This window comes from Pantoea sp. X-Soil-YNGN-844, from assembly GCF_059730595.1.
Genome location: NZ_AP036007.1, coordinates 1,494,009 through 1,512,712, shown reverse-complemented (window position 1 = coordinate 1,512,712; position 18,704 = coordinate 1,494,009). Strand labels below are relative to the sequence as shown.

The 18,704-nt window shown below is 53.7% G+C and carries 19 protein-coding genes and 1 tRNA gene; 9 read left to right on the top strand and 11 right to left on the bottom strand.

What is annotated here, in order from left to right; genetic code table 11:
* Positions 1-109 precede the first annotated feature (109 nt).
* The gene (locus AC6I8C_RS07010; protein ID WP_497822006.1) at positions 110-1,570 is read right to left on the bottom strand and encodes a phospholipase D family protein; all 1,461 of its coding nucleotides are present in this window, start codon (positions 1,568-1,570) and stop codon (positions 110-112) included.
* A gap of 155 nt (positions 1,571-1,725) precedes the next feature.
* On the opposite strand from AC6I8C_RS07010, the gene AC6I8C_RS07005 reads away from it, so the two are divergent.
* Positions 1,726-2,889: a beta-glucosidase gene (locus tag AC6I8C_RS07005; RefSeq protein WP_497822005.1), complete on the top strand. Its 1,164-nt coding sequence runs from the start codon at positions 1,726-1,728 to the stop codon at positions 2,887-2,889.
* Here the strand turns inward: AC6I8C_RS07005 and AC6I8C_RS07000 are convergent.
* From AC6I8C_RS07000 to AC6I8C_RS06975, 6 genes are all read right to left on the bottom strand, one after another.
* Entirely contained in the window at positions 2,877-3,050 is a 174-nt protein-coding gene (locus AC6I8C_RS07000) for a hypothetical protein (RefSeq protein ID WP_187668470.1), read from the bottom strand. The genes AC6I8C_RS07005 and AC6I8C_RS07000 overlap by 13 nt on opposite strands.
* 40 nt (positions 3,051-3,090) lie before the next feature.
* Positions 3,091-3,234 (bottom strand): hypothetical protein, encoded by a 144-nt coding sequence (locus AC6I8C_RS06995; protein WP_010246429.1) that lies wholly within the window; start codon positions 3,232-3,234, stop codon positions 3,091-3,093.
* Positions 3,235-3,777: 543 nt separating this feature from the next.
* Positions 3,778-5,160 carry an efflux transporter outer membrane subunit gene (locus tag AC6I8C_RS06990; protein WP_497822004.1) on the bottom strand — a complete coding sequence of 461 codons (1,383 nt, stop codon included), beginning with the start codon at positions 5,158-5,160 and terminating at the stop codon, positions 3,778-3,780.
* Positions 5,157-6,251, bottom strand: a complete 1,095-nt coding sequence (locus tag AC6I8C_RS06985) for an HlyD family secretion protein (protein WP_497822003.1) — start codon at positions 6,249-6,251, stop codon at positions 5,157-5,159. Before AC6I8C_RS06985 ends, AC6I8C_RS06990 begins: the two co-directional genes overlap by 4 nt.
* Complete coding sequence (locus AC6I8C_RS06980) at positions 6,251-7,933, bottom strand: MFS transporter (RefSeq protein ID WP_497822002.1); 1,683 nt, start codon at positions 7,931-7,933, stop codon at positions 6,251-6,253. The genes AC6I8C_RS06985 and AC6I8C_RS06980 overlap by 1 nt, the downstream gene beginning before the upstream one ends.
* A 2-nt stretch (positions 7,934-7,935) precedes the next feature.
* Positions 7,936-8,367 (bottom strand): MarR family winged helix-turn-helix transcriptional regulator, encoded by a 432-nt coding sequence (locus AC6I8C_RS06975; RefSeq protein WP_013357394.1) that lies wholly within the window; start codon positions 8,365-8,367, stop codon positions 7,936-7,938.
* Between the two features lie 145 nt (positions 8,368-8,512).
* Between AC6I8C_RS06975 and AC6I8C_RS06970 the strand changes: the two genes are divergently transcribed.
* The 4 genes from AC6I8C_RS06970 (at position 8,513) to AC6I8C_RS06955 (ending at position 12,108) form a co-directional block, all read left to right on the top strand.
* Positions 8,513-9,361 (top strand): AraC family transcriptional regulator, encoded by an 849-nt coding sequence (locus AC6I8C_RS06970; RefSeq protein WP_497822001.1) that lies wholly within the window; start codon positions 8,513-8,515, stop codon positions 9,359-9,361.
* Positions 9,362-9,402: 41 nt separating this feature from the next.
* Entirely contained in the window at positions 9,403-9,810 is a 408-nt protein-coding gene (locus AC6I8C_RS06965; RefSeq protein WP_497822000.1) for a DUF2000 domain-containing protein, read from the top strand.
* Positions 9,811-10,203: 393 nt separating this feature from the next.
* Positions 10,204-10,464 carry a biofilm/acid-resistance regulator YmgB/AriR gene (locus AC6I8C_RS06960; RefSeq protein ID WP_497821999.1) on the top strand — a complete coding sequence of 87 codons (261 nt, stop codon included), beginning with the start codon at positions 10,204-10,206 and terminating at the stop codon, positions 10,462-10,464.
* Between the two features lie 138 nt (positions 10,465-10,602).
* Positions 10,603-12,108 carry a SulP family inorganic anion transporter gene (locus tag AC6I8C_RS06955; protein ID WP_497821998.1) on the top strand — a complete coding sequence of 502 codons (1,506 nt, stop codon included), beginning with the start codon at positions 10,603-10,605 and terminating at the stop codon, positions 12,106-12,108.
* Between the two features lie 35 nt (positions 12,109-12,143).
* Here the strand turns inward: AC6I8C_RS06955 and AC6I8C_RS06950 are convergent, their stop codons facing one another.
* Positions 12,144-12,344, bottom strand: coding sequence for a DUF6404 family protein (locus AC6I8C_RS06950; RefSeq protein ID WP_497821997.1), 201 nt, complete (start codon positions 12,342-12,344; stop codon positions 12,144-12,146).
* 193 nt (positions 12,345-12,537) lie between these two features.
* Between AC6I8C_RS06950 and AC6I8C_RS06945 the strand changes: the two genes are divergently transcribed.
* The gene (locus AC6I8C_RS06945; protein WP_497821996.1) at positions 12,538-12,690 is read left to right on the top strand and encodes a hypothetical protein; all 153 of its coding nucleotides are present in this window, start codon (positions 12,538-12,540) and stop codon (positions 12,688-12,690) included.
* Between the two features lie 47 nt (positions 12,691-12,737).
* On the opposite strand, the gene AC6I8C_RS06940 is transcribed toward AC6I8C_RS06945, so the two are convergent.
* Positions 12,738-13,583, bottom strand: a complete 846-nt coding sequence (locus tag AC6I8C_RS06940; protein WP_497821995.1) for a substrate-binding domain-containing protein — start codon at positions 13,581-13,583, stop codon at positions 12,738-12,740.
* Positions 13,584-13,747: 164 nt separating this feature from the next.
* Positions 13,748-13,820 (bottom strand) — tRNA-Lys (locus AC6I8C_RS06935).
* A gap of 231 nt (positions 13,821-14,051) precedes the next feature.
* Between AC6I8C_RS06935 and AC6I8C_RS06930 the strand changes: the two genes are divergently transcribed.
* Entirely contained in the window at positions 14,052-14,288 is a 237-nt protein-coding gene (locus AC6I8C_RS06930) for a hypothetical protein (protein ID WP_497821994.1), read from the top strand.
* 307 nt (positions 14,289-14,595) lie between these two features.
* On the opposite strand, the gene AC6I8C_RS06925 is transcribed toward AC6I8C_RS06930, so the two are convergent.
* Positions 14,596-14,919, bottom strand: a complete 324-nt coding sequence (locus AC6I8C_RS06925; protein ID WP_497821993.1) for a S24/S26 family peptidase — start codon at positions 14,917-14,919, stop codon at positions 14,596-14,598.
* 635 nt (positions 14,920-15,554) lie between these two features.
* Between AC6I8C_RS06925 and AC6I8C_RS06920 the strand changes: the two genes are divergently transcribed.
* Together AC6I8C_RS06920 and AC6I8C_RS06915 are read left to right on the top strand one after the other, a co-directional pair.
* Positions 15,555-16,466 (top strand): glycosyltransferase family 2 protein, encoded by a 912-nt coding sequence (locus AC6I8C_RS06920; protein WP_497821992.1) that lies wholly within the window; start codon positions 15,555-15,557, stop codon positions 16,464-16,466.
* Positions 16,467-16,468: 2 nt separating this feature from the next.
* Positions 16,469-18,463, top strand: coding sequence for a DUF6311 domain-containing protein (locus AC6I8C_RS06915; RefSeq protein WP_497821991.1), 1,995 nt, complete (start codon positions 16,469-16,471; stop codon positions 18,461-18,463).
* Positions 18,464-18,704: the final 241 nt, after the last annotated feature.

The following is an 18,704-nucleotide window of genomic DNA, read 5'->3' as shown; positions in this document are numbered from 1 at the left end:
GGCCCGCGATGCTTTGCTACGGGCACTGGCTCCCATCGCTTTACGTCGGGGAGTCGTCTGTGGTGAGTGAACTGTGGTTTTGGAAGCCGACTGTGGTGAAGAGTCCTGCTTACAGCAGCCACTCAATCGGCAGTCGCCACACTAACCGCACCTGAAGCCGTTGCCACCAGGAGCAGCCCGGCTCGTGCTTGTGCACGATCTGCTGCGGCTCATCCGGAAACTCCAGCCAGTTTACCCTTCCCCACTTATCCAGCCGCAGTGTCCATGCCCGATCGCGCATCGACTGGCTGAAACGCTGATGCGTTTCTCCGGCCAGCGCCGTACTCTCGATAACCAGTCCCATCTCGGTATTCAGCACGGCTGAACGGGGATCAAAGTTAAACGAGCCGATGAACAACGTTTTTTGGTCCACCGAAAAGGTTTTGGCATGCAGGCTGGAGCCAGAGTTACCGGTTAATCCCCGGTCGTGCGGGCCTTCAGGGACGCCCGCCTGCGGTTTCAGCTCATAAAGCGCAATGCCGTGGCGCAGCAGCTTTTTGCGCCATTTAGCGTAACCGGCATGAACAATCGACACATCGTTGGCCGCCAGCGAGTTGGTCAGAATGGCAATTTCCACCCCTTTGCGCTTCAGTGCCAGCAGCTGGGCGACGCCTGCGCGGGTTGGCACAAAGTAGGCCGAAATGATGTCGAACTGCTCCTGCGGCGTGCCAATCACCTCCAGCATCCGCTGCGGCAGCAGGCTTCTGGCGCGCGCTTTACCCAGCCCTTTACGCGGATCGTCACTCAGCAGGCGCGCTTTTGCCCAGGTCAGCGCCAGCGTCCCCTCTTCCAGCTCCTGCAGCAGCGATGAATTTTCCAGCCGCTGCAGATAGCGCTGTACCGGCTCACTGTGACGCCATTCTGCTGGCAGACTCACACTGTCCTCTTCCGGCGTCTCATCATCCAGCACCTTCTGCAGCGGGGACACCGGCTTACTATGCCAGTAGCGCTCAAAATCCTCTGCAACCTCTTTCACCACCGGACCAATCGCCATCACATCAAGATCGGCAAACAGCGGTTCATTACCGGTGCCGAAATATTCGTCGCCGATATTGCGCCCGCCGACCACGGTCGTCACGCCATCCACCGTAAAGCTTTTGTTGTGCATGCGGCGGTTCAGACGGGCAAAATCAGTGAGATAGCCCAGCGCTCGCAGCGTGCGAAAAGAGAATGGGTTAAACAGCCGGACCTCAATATTGGGATGGCGATTAAGCTGGGCCAGCGTCTCGTCCAGGCCCGGCGTATTATTGTCATCCAGCAACAGCCGTACCTTCACGCCGCGCCGGGCTGCTTCCAGTACAGCGCTGAACAGCAGCCGGCCAGAGAGATCGTTTTGCCAGATGTAATACTGAATATCGAGTGAACGCTCCGCTTTCTGCATCAGCAGATAGCGGGCAGCAAAGGCATCCAGCCCGTCGCTCAGCTGATGGACACCGCTCAGACCTGGATGGCGCTGACACTGAGGCTCCAGCCGTGTTTCCAGCCAGCTGGTCTGTTCTGATGGCTGCGAGAGCTCAAACGCTTCGGTCATGAAAATTCCCTGTAAAATGCAGTTATTTTTATTATTCCCCGGCCCGGCGTCTGACGCCATACCTCTGCTCCGATTGAGTAAGCGGTCACGGGCGTTTTTTAGTCTAGACTTAACCGGACGATCTGTGACCGGCATTTGTCCGGCAGGAGAGGAATATGTCTCATCAATCCCTTACAGATGCTCGCCAGCGCTACCATCCCAGCTTGTTTCGCAGCTTTTTCCAGGGCAGTTTCCCCTGCTCCACCGCCTGCCGTACGCCAGGGAAACGTCTGGATATGGTGATCAGCAGCGGACACGATATGCTGCTGGAAAAAGATTATGCTGCGCTGGCTGAGCAGCATCTGCTCACCGCCCGCGACGGTGCGCGCTGGCATCTGATTGAAAAGATTCCCGGTCAGTATGACTGGCAGAGCTTTCTGCCCATGGTTGACGCCGCACGACGCCAGCAGATGGAGATCATCTGGGAGCTGGCGCACTTTGGTTATCCCGATCATCTTAATATCTGGAAAGCCGAATTTGTTGATCATTTTAGCCGGTTCGCCCGCGCGATGGCGCAACTGATGCGCGACCAGGGCATTGAGCGCCCCTTTTTTACGCCGGTGAATCAGATTTCATTCTGGTCATGGGCTGGTGCGGATGTTGCCTGGTTTAATCCCCATGCCGCACAGCGTGGTAAAGAGCTGAAGCGCCAGCTGGTCCGCGCCTCGCTGGCGGCGATTCATGCGATTCGCGACGTCTATCCGGAGGCACGCTTTGTGCTGACCGACCCACTGGTTCAGATTGCCCATCATCCTGATAACCCGGACAGCAAGCCTTATGCCGATGCGCATCACCAGGCGCAGTTTGAAGCCTGGGATATGCTGGCCGGCCGCGTTGATAAGGAGTTAGGCGGCAGTGAAGATTGCCTGGATATCCTCGGTCTGAACTACTATCCCGACAACCACTGGTTTTTCCCCGATCAGCCGATGTCACAGGAGGATCCGGTCCGCGAGCCGCTGCATATTCTGCTGGCGCAGTGCTGGCAGCGCTTTCGCCGTCCGATGCTAATTGCCGAAACCGGCGCAGAAGGTGATGCACGTGCGTCCTGGCTACAGGAGATCAGCGAAAATGTGGCGGTGGCGCTGGATCAGGGCATTGCGGTGGAGGGGATATCGCTCTATCCGGTGGTGGAATATCCCGCCTGGGCCGATGACCGGCGTTCGCCAGGTCCGCTGCTGGGATTAGCCGATCCTAATGGCAACCGAAACCTGCATGAGGCGTTAGCGCTGGTGTTGCGCAGTCAGCAGATTAAGTTTGCGACGCGTAATCAGACAGGCTGAGAGGGTGGCTTTTTGGGGTGACAGGACTGAACGTCGAGCGTGGGGTCGGCAGGATGACGAACGTCGGTGAGCCAGACCATCGTAAACAGGAAGGTCACCCCGATCAGGCATGCAGCCAGTAAGCCGATAATTGCGATTAATTTATCATCTCCGGAGTCCATCGCCTTCTCCTTATTCAGTCCGTTGGATCCCCTGTCTGCGTCAGCTCATCCAGAGCGTAATCATCAGCACAAAGATTATAAGCGTTACCGAGGTCACCGCAAGCACCACTATCGCAAAGTGCGCATCGTCAAGTGACTGGCGAATCGGCTCATCGTGATCGTCGGGCGGCAAGGGCAAAGACATAACTATCCTGTGAAAAATAGGGGTAGCCGGCAGTGATGCGGCGGGTGACAGTGTAAATCAAAGGCTGATTATCGTCCGGTTTTTTCTTCTGAAAGATAAACCGACCGGTGTAATCCCGGAACCAGCGCCTGTCAGTCGACCTGTGAGTCAGCGAGTGACATCCCTACACTCTTTTCGTCATCGGTGTAGAGTCGGCGTTCATCGGATCGTTCACGCTGATATAAAAGAGTGCGTGTCTGAAAGCCTCTGCCGGCCCTACATAAGGCTTTCACGGTAGAAGTTTATTCTGCGGTTCAGCAATAGCGGGTCATCTGATTTGTCGGCAGGCTGCTGGCAATCTTTATGCTCAAAACGTCTGCTGACAGATCAGTGCAACAGCGCGCAGATTACTGAGCGGCCAGGACTGACAGTCGTAACCGGGTATCCTGACCGGGACTGGCAATCCAGCAATTGTAATTATTGAGAATCACGCCCTGCCCCGCTGACAGCACAGAGGCCGGCCCCGCCTGTAAAACCTGACTGCGGCTGGATCGGCCTTGACAATTACGGTGTGGAAGCAGGTGTCCAGCCACCGCCCAGCGCGCGGTAGAGGTCGATCTGCGCCAGCAGCAGATTGTTTTTAACCGACACCCGATTGAGCTGAGTTGAAAACAGGGTTCGCTGCGCATCCAGTTCATCCAGATAAGAAGCGTAACCGTTCTGATAGCGATTGCGCGCAATGCGCAGTGCCTCCGTCACATAGGCTTCCTGCTTTTGCAGCTCCTGGAGCTGTTCCTCACCCCGTCTGATAGCATCAATGGCATCGCTGACTTCCGAGAAGGCGTTGCGCACCACTTTTTCATAACCAAAAAGTGCCTGATTGCGCGTCGCCATGGAGACATCCACCTGCGCCGTCAGCGCTTCACGGTTCAGCAGCGGCGCGAGGATGCTGCCACCTACGCTCCACAGCCGGAACGGGTCATCCGCCAGCTGATGCAACACCGAACTCTGCAGGGTGCCGGTGGCGGTGAGGTTCATGCCCGGCAGCAGTTTCGCCCGCGACGATGCCAGGCTCGCATCTGCGGCCAGTAACTGACGCTGTGCCTGCACAATGTCCGGACGGCGATTGAGCAGCTCTGAGGGCAGCAGTGACGGCATCTGCTGCGGTAAGATCTGGTCGAACTGCTGACGACGGGCAATGCTGCGCGGATTCATGCCCACCAGGATGCTCAGCGCATTCTCTTGCTGAGTGATCTGATGCTGCAACTGGGGCATCTGCGCTTTGGCCGACTGATATTCCGAGGCCGCCTGCATCCACTCCAGTCTGGAGGTGTAGCCGGTTTCAAACTGACGCTGTGCCAGCTTCAGGGAGTTGTTACGGGTCGCCAGTGTCGCCTTCGTCACCCGCAGCTGCTCATCCAGCGCACAGAGGTTAAGATATCCTGACGCCACCGAACTGGCGATGGTCAGATCGGCCGCAGACGCGGCAGCCTGCTGCGCCGCTAAAGTCGCCTGTGCCGCCGAAATGCTACTGCTGCGCGCTCCCCAGAGATCGACCTCATAGTTTGCTTGTAATAAGCCCTGGAAAACATCGGTTTCATACGGCTGGCCCGTCACTGACGAGAGCGTGCGCTCGCGGGTCGCTGCCACCCCGGCGCTCAGCGTCGGAAAGTTATCGCCCTGCGTGGCGCGCAGCTGGGCGCGATACTGATCGACCCGGGAGCGTGCCGTGAGAATATCGGGATTATTGCGCAACGCCTGGGTCACCAGCCGGTTGAGATATTCATCATGAAACGCGCGCCACCACGCCGCCTCCGGTGCGGCAGAAGGACCGACACTATTACGCCACGCGTCGGGGATCGGCAGAGAGGACGGTGCCTTTTCAACCTGGGTGGCACAGCCTGTCAGCAGCAGCGCCATCACACCGATCAGTAAGCGAACCCTCATGGTGCGCCCTCAGCAGCGGGCTGGGCGGCGGTGTCGATATTCACTTCAACCGACATACCCGGACGCAGCTGATGCATATCCTGATCGTTAATGCGGATGCGAACCGGAATACGCTGTGCGATTTTAACGAAGTTACCGGTAGCGTTATCGGGCGAAATGGCGCTGAACTCCGAGCCTGCGGCCGGTGAGATAAATTCCACCTGCCCGTTAAAGCGTTTGCCATCCAGCGCATCGACCCGAATAGTTACCGGCAGGCCAGGCCGAATATTGGCCAGCTGGGTCTCTTTCAGGTTCGCGATGATCCATTTGTTATTCGGGACTACCGAGGTCAGGCGCGTACCGGCCGTGACATAGGCCCCGGTGCGAACCGACAGCTGACCGAGCTGGCCATCGTCGGGCGCGGTAATGCGGGTATTGGCCAGATCGATCTCTGCCAGCTCCAGCGCAGCCCGGGCGCTCCCGACATCGCCTTCCAGCGCGTCGCGGTTAACGATGACGGTTTGCAGATTCTGTTCGGCGACAGCGATCTGCGCCGCCGCCTGACGCACCTGCGCCTGCGCCTGGGCGTTTGCAGCGCGGGCGGCGTCACGCTCGCGCACCGACAACGATCCATCCGCCGTAAGATTTTCAACGCGCTTCAGATCAAAGCCGCTTTTCAGCGCCTGGGCTTTGGCATTCTCCAGCGCCGCTTTATTACTCTGAATTGTCGCTTCTGCACTGCGCCGCTGCTGCAGATTATTGTTGAGTGCCGCCTGCTTCATCGCCAGCTGCGCCTGCGCCTGATGCACCCGCTGGCGATAGATACGGTCGTCAATCGTCATCAGTAACTGCCCTTTTTTCACCGGCTGCAGGTCAATCACCTCTACCGACGTGAGATAGCCATTAACCTGCGGACTGATAAAGGTGACCTGACCGCGCACATAGGCGTTTTCGGTACTTTGTATGGCGCTGGTGAAGGGCCAGAGTTGCCACGCGTAGAGAATAACCAGTACGCCAATCACCACAATGCCGCTGCCTGCGGCAATAGAAAGAATACGGCGGCGATTCGCGCGCTCACGTTCCGCCGCCTGAAGCTCATCCTGCTGACTCATTATTTCTCCGTTGATTCCTGTAACGCGGCCAGCTGTTGCTGCTCGCGCAGGTTAAATTGCGCCTGGCGCCAGTCAAGATAGCGACGTCGGGTTAAACGCCAGATCACCCACATCAGCGTGACCAGGGCCAGCGCGGCAGTTAACAGGTAGGTGTCGTTATAAGCGAGCACGTTGGCCTGCAGCGTGGCAACCGTCTGTAACTGGCTGGTGCTCTGCGCGCCGCGCAGAACGTCGTCACCCACCAGCGAATTAAACAGCGCATTGTACTGGCTGAGCCGCTCGGTAACATTGGGATCGAGCAGTGAGAGCTGATCGCCCAGCAGGCTGGAGTGATATTTTTCCCGCCAGACCTGAAACGTGCCCAGAATCGCGGAGCCGATCAATCCGCCCAGGTTCTGACTCATGCCAAACAGCACCACAAAGCTCACCAGATTTTTCGGCTGCGTGACCACGCTGCCAATGCCCATCAGCATGGCGGGTGCCATGAAAAATGCGCTGCTGAAGCCCAGCAGAAACTGGCTGAAATACATCTCGGGGCCACGGGTCAGCGGACTGGATTGCGCATCCATCAGCGAGGCGATAATCATCACCACCAGCGACGCGACAATCGGCCAGTTAAGATGCGCAGGCTTGATGGTCAGCGCACTGGCAGCGATGCCCACGATAACCCCGGCCATGATCGCCAGCGCCAGACCGCGCATCTGATCGTTCTGCAGGCCGATCTGCTGCAAAAAGCCGACCGCACCGGTGTTCTGCTCCGCCAGCACAATACGGATCATGATCATCACAATGCCCAGCCGCACCATCATGCCGCTACTGAGCCAGCGGGTATTAATCAGCGGGTTTCGCCGATTATGTTCAATGACGATAGCCGCGACAATCAGCGTCAGGGCAATCGCAGTACAGATACCGAGCCAGGGCGTGGTAAACCACCACTCAATACGGCCCAGCGTCAGTACACCGCACAACAGCGCCATGCCGGGCGCCAGCAGGATAAAGGTGACGAAGTCCATCTTCTCAAACGTTTTGATGCGATCGCCCGGAGGCAGTTTCACCAGCAGGACTCCACCGAGCGCAATCAGCGCCAGACCGAGTTCAAATAGATAGAGACCGCGCCACTCATTGAGCTGCAGTAATTCCGACGAGAATAAGCGGGCCAGCGGGATAGCCAACTGCGAGACCGTCAGGCCTATCACCAGCGCTTTCAGCCTGTGTTTCGCAGGCCAGGCCTGTACCTGATAGTAGATACCCAACGAGCTGAGCGCCGCAGCCACCATGCCGTGGGCCGTGCGCACAACAATCGCCGAGCTTAAATCGTTGGCGAACAGATGAAAGAACGCCACCAGCACATAGAGCACCAGAAACGCTTCGGTAAAGACACGCAGACCAAACTGCTGACGGAACTTCACCAGCAGCAGATTAATGGAGATATTGCCCATCACGTAGACTGCAGGCAGCCAGGCAATTTCATTCGACCAGGCCCCAAAGGTGCCCTGCAGATTAACCAGGTTCGCCGTGACCAGCGCATTACTCAGCGCACCAGTCAGCGAAATCAGTAAGCCGATTAGGCCAAACGCCAGGCGTTTTGGCATCGGATGCAGCGGGGTCGAGGGCGAACCCGGCAGCATCGGTTTTTCATGCGGCAACCACTCGCGTGCAGCGTAGGGATTTCGCTTTGCCACTGCTACATACTTCCCATGCGGCTCAGCAGTTGTTGCAGTACACGCTCGGTCACAGCCAGATCCTGCGGATCAATATCGGCCAGCATTTCAGTACGGAGTGCATCAGCTTCGGTTTTCACTTTAGCGAACGCTTCGTTGCCCTTTTCGGTCAGCACCAGGTGACGTTTACGGCGATCTTCCGGCGGCTGTACCCGCGTCAGCAGTGACTGTTTGACCAGCCGATCCACCAGCGGCACCATGCTGGCATCTTCCAGTCCCAGCAGCTGCGCCAGTTCGGTCTGAGTCATGCGTTGCGGTTCACTGGCAATCAGCCCGATGGCCATCCAGCTGCTCATGCTTAAGCCGCTATCTTTGAGGTGACGATCCACCGCCAGCCGCCAGGCGTGGGCGGTCAGATGCAGTAAATGGGTAAAGGTACGCGTATGCTGAGACAAATGTTAGCAGCCTAATAGTAAGACATCTAATTGAGTGGAAGCGTTATTATACGCAAAGCGAAACACGATTGAAAAGCGTCCGGTCTGTTAAAAATTAGTGGATCACGTCAGAATGTCCAGAGGCCGTAACCGGGAGCCGGATAACATGAAACAGGCATCAGCAAATTGGGTCGATCTGCGTCGCGACGCCGTGAGTGGTATCGAGGCCCTGCGCGCCCATTTTACCGGACACGCCTATGACCCGCACTGGCACGACAGTTACCTGATTGGCGTGACCGAGCAAGGTGTACAGCAGTTTCATTCGCGACGCAAACAGCATCAGAGTCGTCCCGGAACGGTATTTATGCTTGAGCCGGAGGAGCTGCATGATGGTGATGCCATCAACGACAGCGGTTTTACCTATCGGATGCTCTATCTTTCGCCACAGCAGATTACCCGGCAGCGCGCCCCTGAGCAGACTGATGCACCCTCACCGCGTGAGCTGCGGTTTGCCGCCACGCTGCGCGATGACCGCCCGCTGGCGTATGCTGTCTGGCACGCATTTGATGCGCTGTGGTACAACCATCCGGCCATCATCAAAGAGGCGGCGATGGATAGGATGCTGAGTCAGCTCATCCCGCACCAGCAGTGGTCTCTGCCCGCGCAGCCCACAGACAGAGATGCCCGGCTGGCGCTGCAGGCACGTGACTGGCTGATTGCCCACCATGCAGAAAATCCCGGTCTGGCGCAGATGGCACAGCATCTGCAGACAGATCGCTTCCGGCTGTCGCGCCTGTTTCAGACGCACTGGGGTTTGCCGCCCCACGCCTGGCTGGTGCAGTGGCGACTGAGCCAGGCACGACGCCAGCTGGCGCAGGGCCAGCCTGTCGCCGATGTGGCCGCTGCGCTGGGTTTCGCCGATCAGAGTCATCTGGGCCGCTGGTTTAAGCGCGCCTGCCAGCTCTCCCCCGCCCGTTATCAGCACGCCTGCACAAATCTTCCAGACCCGGGCTGAGTCACTTGCCACAATGCGTTTTTTTCGTCAGGAGAAGCGCAATGCAGGACAAACGATGTGTGATGATACTTAATGCCGCTCTGCCGCCAGGCAAAGCGACCAACGCCGCCGCCGTGATCGCCTTAACCCTGGGACAGCGCCATCCGGCATTGGTTGGTGACGCGCTGGAGGATGCAGAGAAATACCCCTCACCCGGTTTGATTACTACCGGCATTCCGGTGCTGGCTGCCTCCGACCAGGAGCTTGATGTTTTGCGGGAACAGTGCGAACAGGCAGAGTACGATCTGGTGCTGTTTCCGGAAGCAGGCCAGAGTACCACCGATTATCAGGCGCTGTGTGAGGTACTGCGGCAACAACCCCGACAGCAGTGGCGTCTGCTGGGGCTGGCTATCGTCGGCGATAAGAAAGCGCTGCGCAAACTGACGGGAAAACTGGCGCTTTTCAGTTAGTTTTTCAGCGGGAAGCAGGCTAAAACTTCCCCTACTCCTTCCTTTCATAAGCCGAACCCATCGTTTGTATAGGTTATTTGTACAGATTTGGGTTCGGATTAATCCTTATAAGCTGCTGATAAGTGATTAATAGCACGTTTTGCCAAAGGATCCGATTGTACAGATTGCCCTTCATTGTATAAGTTTACTGCCAAGAGTTGTCATGCGACTCTGTAACGAATGATGCACTTGCGTCGCCTCTGAAGGTGTCAGTGGATTTCCACCTTCAGAGGTTATTTTTTTATCTGCTCAGTTTTTGCAGCTGGCACCATCGCATCTGTCCATGTGATGGTTTTTTGATCGATTTTGTCCTGACATCCGAACCGGAATCGGGCTGTTCTGAAGGGCTTACACATGCAAGATAGTCTTCCCCGGACCAATCAGGAAATTGCTGATTACTTTAATCCTGCCGCCAATAAGCCAGCCAGCGAGATGGAAATGCTGGGTATCCTTGTTGCAGAAATCCTGCAATCAGGCATGCCAGTGAATAATAAAGCCATTATCTCAAAGCTTATTCACCGGCTGGAACTGGAAAGCGACAGGGAGATGCTGGACATCTACCGGCAGCTGCTTGACCTGGTGGTGCATAAAACCCCGGACGATTTTTCACTGTAATCGCGACTCCACGGAGGGAGTCACCCGCCTTTTTCTGGCATCTTCGCCAGTCGCCCGGTACTATCTGCCCCTCACCATTATCCCAATCTTCCCGCCCCTCGCGCGGGAGCAAAACAACTAAAGAGCCTGCAAAACTTTATGACTCAGACCAATGATGTTGCCGCAACCGATGTTGTGGCGGGCGATATCAGTGTGGGGCGCGTTCTGCGTTCGCCTGCGCTGCTGACCCGTGAATGCCTGGCCGGTGTGATTACCGCGCTGGCGCTGATCCCTGAAGTGATCTCTTTTTCCGTTATTGCCGGTGTCGATCCGAAAGTCAGCCTGATCGCCTCGGTGGTACTCTGCCTGACGCTGTCGATACTGGGCGGTCGTCCGGCAATGGTCACAGCAGCGGCAGGTTCAGTGGCGCTGGTGATCGGGCCGATGGTCCATCTGCACGGTGTTGAATATATTCTGCCTGCGGTCGTGATGGGCGGTGTGATTCAGATTCTGTTTGGTGTGGCTGGTCTGGCGCGCATGATGCGCTATATCCCCCGCTCGGTCATGCTGGGATTTGTGAATGCACTTGGCGTGCTGATTTTCTTTGCTCAGGTGCCGCACGTCTGGGGTCAGTCATCCCTGGTGTGGATCTTCTTTGCCGTCACCCTGGCTATCGTGCTGCTGCTACCACGCCTGTTAAAGAGTGTTCCTTCACCTCTGGTCGCCATTGTGGTGGTGACTGCGGTCGCACTGTTAATGGGTTATCGCATGCCCAACGTGGGCGATGAAGGGCCAATGAGTCCCGGCCTGCCCGGTTTTAACAATCTGCTGGTGCCGCTTAACCTGCAGACCCTGCAGATTATCTGGCCCACTGCACTCAGCATCGCCTTTGTCGGGCTGATGGAGTCACTGCTGACCGCCAAGCTGGTTGATGACCTGACCGATACTCCCTCCAGTAAGCGACGTGAAGCGTGGGGCCTTGGGGTCGCAAATATTTTTGCCGGTTTTTATGGCGGCATCGCCGGGTGCGCGATGATAGGTCAAACGATTGTAAACGTTGAGCTGGGCCGGGCGCGCAGCCGTGTCTCCACCCTGGCCGCCGGTCTGGTGCTGCTGTTACTGGTAACCGGACTGAGCCGGATTATGGCGCAAATCCCGATGGTGGTGCTGGCCGGGATCATGATGGTGGTGGCGGTAAAAACCGTTAACTGGCATAGCCTGCAGCCCGCTACCCTGAAACGTATGCCGTGGTCAGAAACGCTGATTATGGTGCTGACGGTAGCTGTGACGGTCTGGACAGGTAATCTGGCGCTGGGCGTGCTGGCTGGGGTGATCCTCGCGATGCTGCTGTTTGCCCGTCGTATTGCGCACGTTATCCATGCGGAACGCCAGCTGAGCGACGATGGCAGGTCAGTGCGCTATGTGGTGCGTGGTCCGCTGTTCTTTGCCAGCAGCAACGATCTGTTTGAGCATTTCGATTATGCCCATGACCCGAAAAAGGTGACGATCGATTTAACCCACGCACAAATCTGGGATGCATCCAGCGTCGCGGCACTGGATGGCATTGAGTATCGCTATCAGCGTTATGGTGCAGAGGTGACCATTGAGGGGCTGGATCCACGCAGTACTGATTTCCATCAGCGCCTGACCGGTAATTTCGGCTAAGAGGGTGCATTCTGCTGCCTCTCCGGCAGCAGAATTTACTCAGCCTGCTGTCGGCGCGCCCGGTAACGGCTCACCATCGTAATCAGCGCCTGATAGATTAAACCGGCGTAGAGACTTGTCAGAACCGCCAGACCAGGCTCCTTGCCCTGCTGCTGCCATGACATAAACCACATGAATACGCCCCACAGAACAGAGAACACCAGCCAGCCGCGGACGAACTTCATCATGCCATTCATAACGACTCCTCTTAAATGAAGCGCTACCTTAGCGTGCTCCTGCCCGCAACGCATGCCCGGCTTGCAGGAGTTGAGAGGCGTCTCAAATAAACGCCATTAATTTACGCTACGCAGCGGGCGATCGACGCTGACTGCGCGATTTTTTGGCGATTCTCTATACTTTACGTTCCGCTTACCTGATCAGGGAATTACGATGAAACGCACGGCTTATCTGTTATCGACGCTGGCTATTCTTGCTACCCTCACCGCCTGTGCACCTCCACCGCCGGGCAGAGATGCCCCACCACCGCCACCGCCTGGCGGACAGCAGCCGGTTGGCGCACCGGGTGGTGTCGGTCCGGCATGACAACCGCAGGGATAATGTGTTTCAGGCCAGCCTGTCTTGCAGGCTGGCTAGTGCCGAAAGGCGCAGCCGCAGGCTGACATCTCACCCGGAATGACTTTGCCAGAATGAGAGTGGCGCTGCTGTAATTGCCCCTCTGCACCGTTATTCTCTGCCTGCTGCCCCAGCCAGCGATCCAACGCGCGGCCAATGATCTGTCTGACGTCCGGTGACCAGCTGGTGAGATGCCAGGTCGGGCTGCGGGCTTCCTCAGTGTCACCAAATCCTGCCACTGCCAGATGCGCACCCTGACCAAAATCGCGTACTGCCTGTATCGCACCAAACGCCAGCAGATCGCTTTCACAGAAAAGTGCCTGAATGCGCTCAGCAGCACGGGTCTTTTTCAGATACTGCATCATCGCCTGATAAGCGCCGTCACGGTCGTCAGTGGCAGCAGTGAGTTCTGCATCCAGCGTCATGCCCGCCGCCTGTAATGTGGTGCAGTAGCTCTGCTTCTGCGCCACGTCACCGGGCTGGCTCTGCAAAAAGCCAAACCGCTGATGCCCCTGCTCGAGCAGTAACGCTGCTGTCACTTCGCCCGCCCGCAGCGCATCCGCCTGCCATTCAGGTTCTGCGTCAATCTCCAGCACCGGCAGATTACAGGCACTGATGGCCTTGTTTCCGGGCAACAGTAGCAGACCCCGTAGCGCAAGGGGCGTCGCCTGCTGGATGAGAGCTGTTAGTGCCACGTCAGTTTCGGTATTCAGCAGCACCGTGATAACCCCGCGCGCATTGAGCTGGCGTGTGACCTCATCCAGCATTTTCTGTTGAAAGGGATTGCGCAGCTGGCTGGCGACAACGCCGATAATCAGGGGTAAAGCCGGTTCCGTTAAGTCAGGAATAGAAGGTGTACTCATTGGCGTTAACTTCTCTGAGACGGCAAACAATCCTCCACTTTACGATAAGCCAGGGTGTTTCAACAGGTTACAGAGTTCGATGCAGGCCGCAAAAATGAGTGAAATCAGATGTAAATGAGTTTGCGGTGGCAGAGCAGCAGGTGTTAAGAAGAGGCGAGAGAAGGACCGGGCAGCAGGAATTGAACCCGCATCGTCAACCCATTAAGAGTTGCAGTAATACCTTTATACCATGCCCGAAAAGTTTGCCTGGAAAGCACACTGTGTAGACAAGGTTAGTGCTCCTTTCAGAACTGACAAGCGCAAGCGGCGTGTTTATTCAGCCATCGCTGCATAAACTCATAAACCAGGCGCGGGTACCTGCAGACATTGATTATTCCGCTAACCTTAAATTTCAGGCAACCTGTCCCGCCCGGGACATATGGCCAACACTACATAGAGGTCAAAACTATGCCTTCAGGACAATTCTACGTGGTTGATCAACCCGAATTGAGCTTTACCGCCAACTATCGTCTGGATAAGGTCAATGACAAGCCCTTTGCCTCGCGGATGGTTCTGGAGATTCAGAAGCAGTCGCAGCCAACAGATGCATTCGATGCTATCAGCATCGGGAATGAAGTAACCTTTGTTTCATCCAGTGGAGAGGCGCAACGAATGGTGCTGGTAAGTGATACGGATGATGAACTGGTTTTCAGCTCCCGCGGCTGACGGCGGCTGATACCGGCGGTCAGTTGTTTCGTCACCGTCGCGCCAGATAACAGACACAAAAAAACCGCCCTTGGGCGGTTACGACATTACTGCATATTACTTTTTATTCTTTTTTCTGCGGCAGAAATATGGTGCCCGGGGCGGGACTTGAACCCGCACAGCCTTACAGCCGAGGGATTTTAAATCAGGCGCTTTTAGAAGTTAAATCAATACAATATGCTAGGTTTTCATAATTTAGCCTCAAAGTCAGCCCTAATTTATTCAATAACTTAGATGCGAACATGAGGCCATATTATGAAGTTTTTACTTAAATTATTGGCCTGCAAGGCTCATAAACTGACACTACCTCGGCCGTCACTTTCCCCAGCACAATGATGCCTTCCATACCCTCTCCATCGATTGTCTCACCGTCTGAAGTGATGATGCCTGTACGAAAGAGTCTACCAAGTTGCGGGAACTCGCCTATCTGGAATGCGACCTTATCGCCCGGCGCTGGCTTCAGTGATTTATCTGCCAGCACGAACCCGTCCGGCGTCTCAATCAGGATCATGTTGTTGCGGTGAGGCATCAGTACATCGTTAAGGTCGATGCGCCGCTCTATATAATCGGACGCTGGTGATGGAAATCCCATAGTTACCTCACGTATCCCATGTTGCGTAACGACCAGGTCTTATTCTCGCTTTCCTCTGTGACCAGCTCGAAGAAGAAATTCTGGTAACGTCGAATCCACCGGTTGCACTCCTGCAGCGTCCATACGTGGTTCAGGTCATCCAGCCGCTTCTGGAATGCCGCAGTGGTGACGATCTGCCGACCCCGCCCGTCCTTCGTTATCGCTCCAGTGAAGGCCGCGTGTATGTCACTCTCTCTCGCCATGATAAATCCCCCTCTGATAAACACTGTATGAATAAACAGTAATATCAATCGATAGATTTGATCAAGGCGGAGCGGCTCACAGATTTGTAAAAGGGTTGAGGCGAAAGGGTTTTTAGTTGGCGCTTGCGATGGTGAGTGACTAATCTCAAATCACCCATCCCGCAGCCTACTGAGATTGGCGCGGTCTGTAGCTGCCCCGTCGCCGGGGCTTTTTTATAATATTCTTTTCACAGGCTAGATCATGACTTGCAAGCGTATATAATGGCTTGTTATTAATTAAACCTTCAATAGGAAAAATTTTATGTCAGCAATCATTCTCTTGTTAGCCATGGGATTTAGCTTCGTCATACTTTGCTGCATCCTGTTCACCATGAGCTACCTCGCATCCAAAAAATGAACATATCCCTCGTTGTCCCAGTCTTCAATGAAGAAGAAGCTATCCCCGTATTCTACGCAGCAGTCAAAGAAAAGCTGTCCCAATATGAAGTTGAAATTGTCTTCATCAATGATGGCAGTTTAGACAGTACAGAGCATGTTATCTCATCCCTTGCTTCTGAAGACCCCAGCATCAAGGCCATCTCCTTCACACGCAATTTCGGTAAAGAACCCGCGCTATTTGCTGGGATTGAAGCTGCTACAGGCGATGCAGTTATACCCATTGACGTAGACCTTCAAGACCCTATCGAAGTCATCCCAGAGATGATCGAATTGTGGAAAGCAGGCGCTGATGTTGTGCTTGCAAAGCGTATTGATAGAAGCTCTGACGGGCATTTGAAGCGCAAAACGGCTGAATGGTTCTACCAGTTGCACAATAAAATAAGCTCGCCAAAAATCGAAGAGAATGTTGGTGATTTCAGACTGATGTCTCGTGAAATGGTAGAGAACATAAAGCAGCTCAAAGAAAGAAATCTCTTTATGAAGGGGGTTCTCAGCTGGGTTGGCGGTCGGACTGAAATAGTTGAGTATGCAAGAGCTGAGCGTGTTGCAGGCAAAACCAAATTCAATGGCTGGAAACTCTGGAACCTTGCGATTGAGGGGGTAACTTCATTTTCAACATTCCCTCTCCGCATGTGGACGTATATCGGGCTGTTCGTTGCGGGATTATCATTTCTGTATGGTGCATACACTGCCATTAATACAATGATTTTTGGCAACCCTGTCAGCGGCTATTCATCCATCATAGTTTCTATACTATTTCTTGGCGGTGTGCAACTCATAGGGATTGGCGTTCTCGGAGAATATATTGGAAGGATTTATATCGAGACGAAAGATAGGCCAAGATACGTAATTAAGAAAGGGAGATAGAATTGAAAGAAAAACATAACAACCTTGCCGCTATCGCCATTGGGGTAATATTCTTTTTATATATTTTCGGGGTAAAGTCTTTGGACCCATCAAGCATCGCATGGCTTGGTGGTGGAGACTTACTGCAGAATTACCTCGGTTGGGCATTCTACAGGCACTCACCATGGACGTTCCCGGTAATTGGCCTTTCTCCTGATTATGGGATGGAGGTTGGAAGCTCGGTAGTTTTTACGGACTCAAACCCACTGCTGGCTATATTATTTAAAGCCCTATCTCCCGTTCTTCCGGAAACATTCCAGTATTTTGGAATTTGGCTTCTGGCGTGCTGCGTCCTTCAGGCGTTGTTTTCATGGAAAATTGCATCTTTATACACTAAAAGCGCGCTGCTGAAACTATCATTCACTATTATCCTGATGTTTATTCCTTCATGGATAATGAGAGTGGGCCATATTAATTTGATGGCAAACTTTTTATTACTGGCTGCGATATACCTCAGCTTGAAAAATAACGGCAGAGGGAGCGCGAGAGGCTGGGCTTTTATTGTATTTTTATCATGCGCAATACACTTTTACATCGCCATGATGGTAATAATTCTGTGGGGTTCCAATATATTTGTGAGATTCATCACGGACAAAGCTCAGGCGAAAAAGAACTTATATGAATTGCTATTGGTGCTGATTGTTACAGTGACTACCCTATTCGTACTGGGCTATTTTACTGTAGGTAACGTATCAGTTTCTGGCGGATATGGATATTACAATAATAATATTTTTTCGCCTTTAATGTCCTCCGGATGGTCTTACTTCTTTAATATAAAATCATTTGGCCCTGCTTCATTTGAGCAATTTAACTACTGGGGTGCTGGCATCATACTTCTTGTAGCAGTTAGCATCATACTTCTTCCTAAGTGTATCAGTAGATTTCATTTTAAGCAGGGCTATGCTGGTCTGGCTATTGCTTCCGCCGCGTGCTTTATAATCGCCACCACTAACCACATATCGATTGGCAGCTATACGACGGACATCCAATTGCCGTATAAGCTTATAGACGCATTATCTATATTTCGCGCATCATCGAGGTTCTTTTGGGTTGTTACTTACTGCGTTGTAATTGTTTCTTGCGTGGTATGCATACGCACACTTGAAGAGAAGAAGGCTGTAACACTATTGTCGCTACTTGCCATTGTGCAAGTAGCGGACACAAGTCACGGATATGGACGGAGCAATTTCTATTTCTTCAAAACTCCGACTTTTAACGAGCAGCTTACTTCTCAATTCTGGATGAGTGAACTTAAAAATTACCACTCGATCAGGTCGTTTCCATTCGAAAGCAAGGTAGAGAACTGGGCATCTATATCATCGATCGCACTCAAGAATCACTTGTCGACAGATGCTGTTTATCTCGCAAGGTATAGCGATATAAAGGCTGATGAAATGAACTATATCAACCTCAACAAGCTCGTCACTGGCAAATATGACAAAAATACTGTTTATATCATACGAAATGATTTCATTGACTTTATTTCTCTGAGGCAGGGTGATAAGTTATTTAAAGTAGATGGTGTTGTTTTGCTCGCGCCAGGCCTCTCTGGGTGTGAAGGATGCAGTCAGGTAGAGCAGCGCAAATCGCCGGGATATTTCGTTGTTCCTAACTCATGGTCAAAAACCCAGAATTCAGGCGACTGGAACGAAGGGAAAAGAATCGTGCTAATTGTCAGAACTCATCGTGGTGAGAATGTAATAAGCATAAAATACAGAGCATTAATAACGCCTGCAACTCCTGAGCAGAAGCTTATATTTAAAGTTGATGGCGAGAAAGTTTCAGAGATTGAGGCGAAGGGGAATGGTGAATCAAATGTCAAATGGAACAGATTAAGTGACGATAGCGTCACAATTATTACTATTGAAACACCAAATGCAAGATCGCCTCGCGATATTGGCATGAACTCTGATATAAGAAAAATATCGATAGGAATTGAATCTATCACTCTCAACTAAATAATGATTATAGTACTGTTTAATCGCACTTTCCTTTTGCAAAAAATACGGGGCGAAAGCCCCGCTTTTTTCACGTCATTTACCTTACTGAATATTTCACATGATTTACTAGTGTGGCAACCATCACCTTTCTTGATGCTGGCCGGCCTCGCTGATTATTTAACTATCCCTCGTACCGAACGATGAACTTAATGAGCGAAAATAATGAGCAAAATATTTCTGTATTAAATCATGTGCTGTT

What these genes read in the sequence shown, in the direction of transcription:
- AC6I8C_RS07000 (WP_187668470.1), bottom strand. Translation starts at nt 3,050, where the DNA reads ATGGACTCCGGAGATGATAAATTAATCGCAATTATCGGCTTACTGGCT.
- AC6I8C_RS06920 (WP_497821992.1), top strand. Translation starts at nt 15,555, where the DNA reads ATGAACATATCCCTCGTTGTCCCAGTCTTCAATGAAGAAGAAGCTATC.
- AC6I8C_RS07010 (WP_497822006.1), bottom strand. Translation starts at nt 1,570, where the DNA reads ATGACCGAAGCGTTTGAGCTCTCGCAGCCATCAGAACAGACCAGCTGG.
- AC6I8C_RS06955 (WP_497821998.1), top strand. Translation starts at nt 10,603, where the DNA reads ATGACTCAGACCAATGATGTTGCCGCAACCGATGTTGTGGCGGGCGAT.
- AC6I8C_RS06960 (WP_497821999.1), top strand. Translation starts at nt 10,204, where the DNA reads ATGCAAGATAGTCTTCCCCGGACCAATCAGGAAATTGCTGATTACTTT.
- AC6I8C_RS06990 (WP_497822004.1), bottom strand. Translation starts at nt 5,160, where the DNA reads ATGAGGGTTCGCTTACTGATCGGTGTGATGGCGCTGCTGCTGACAGGC.
- AC6I8C_RS06985 (WP_497822003.1), bottom strand. Translation starts at nt 6,251, where the DNA reads ATGAGTCAGCAGGATGAGCTTCAGGCGGCGGAACGTGAGCGCGCGAAT.
- AC6I8C_RS06945 (WP_497821996.1), top strand. Translation starts at nt 12,538, where the DNA reads ATGAAACGCACGGCTTATCTGTTATCGACGCTGGCTATTCTTGCTACC.
- AC6I8C_RS06925 (WP_497821993.1), bottom strand. Translation starts at nt 14,919, where the DNA reads ATGGGATTTCCATCACCAGCGTCCGATTATATAGAGCGGCGCATCGAC.
- AC6I8C_RS06970 (WP_497822001.1), top strand. Translation starts at nt 8,513, where the DNA reads ATGAAACAGGCATCAGCAAATTGGGTCGATCTGCGTCGCGACGCCGTG.
- AC6I8C_RS06950 (WP_497821997.1), bottom strand. Translation starts at nt 12,344, where the DNA reads ATGAATGGCATGATGAAGTTCGTCCGCGGCTGGCTGGTGTTCTCTGTT.
- AC6I8C_RS06940 (WP_497821995.1), bottom strand. Translation starts at nt 13,583, where the DNA reads ATGAGTACACCTTCTATTCCTGACTTAACGGAACCGGCTTTACCCCTG.
- AC6I8C_RS07005 (WP_497822005.1), top strand. Translation starts at nt 1,726, where the DNA reads ATGTCTCATCAATCCCTTACAGATGCTCGCCAGCGCTACCATCCCAGC.
- AC6I8C_RS06995 (WP_010246429.1), bottom strand. Translation starts at nt 3,234, where the DNA reads ATGTCTTTGCCCTTGCCGCCCGACGATCACGATGAGCCGATTCGCCAG.
- AC6I8C_RS06965 (WP_497822000.1), top strand. Translation starts at nt 9,403, where the DNA reads ATGCAGGACAAACGATGTGTGATGATACTTAATGCCGCTCTGCCGCCA.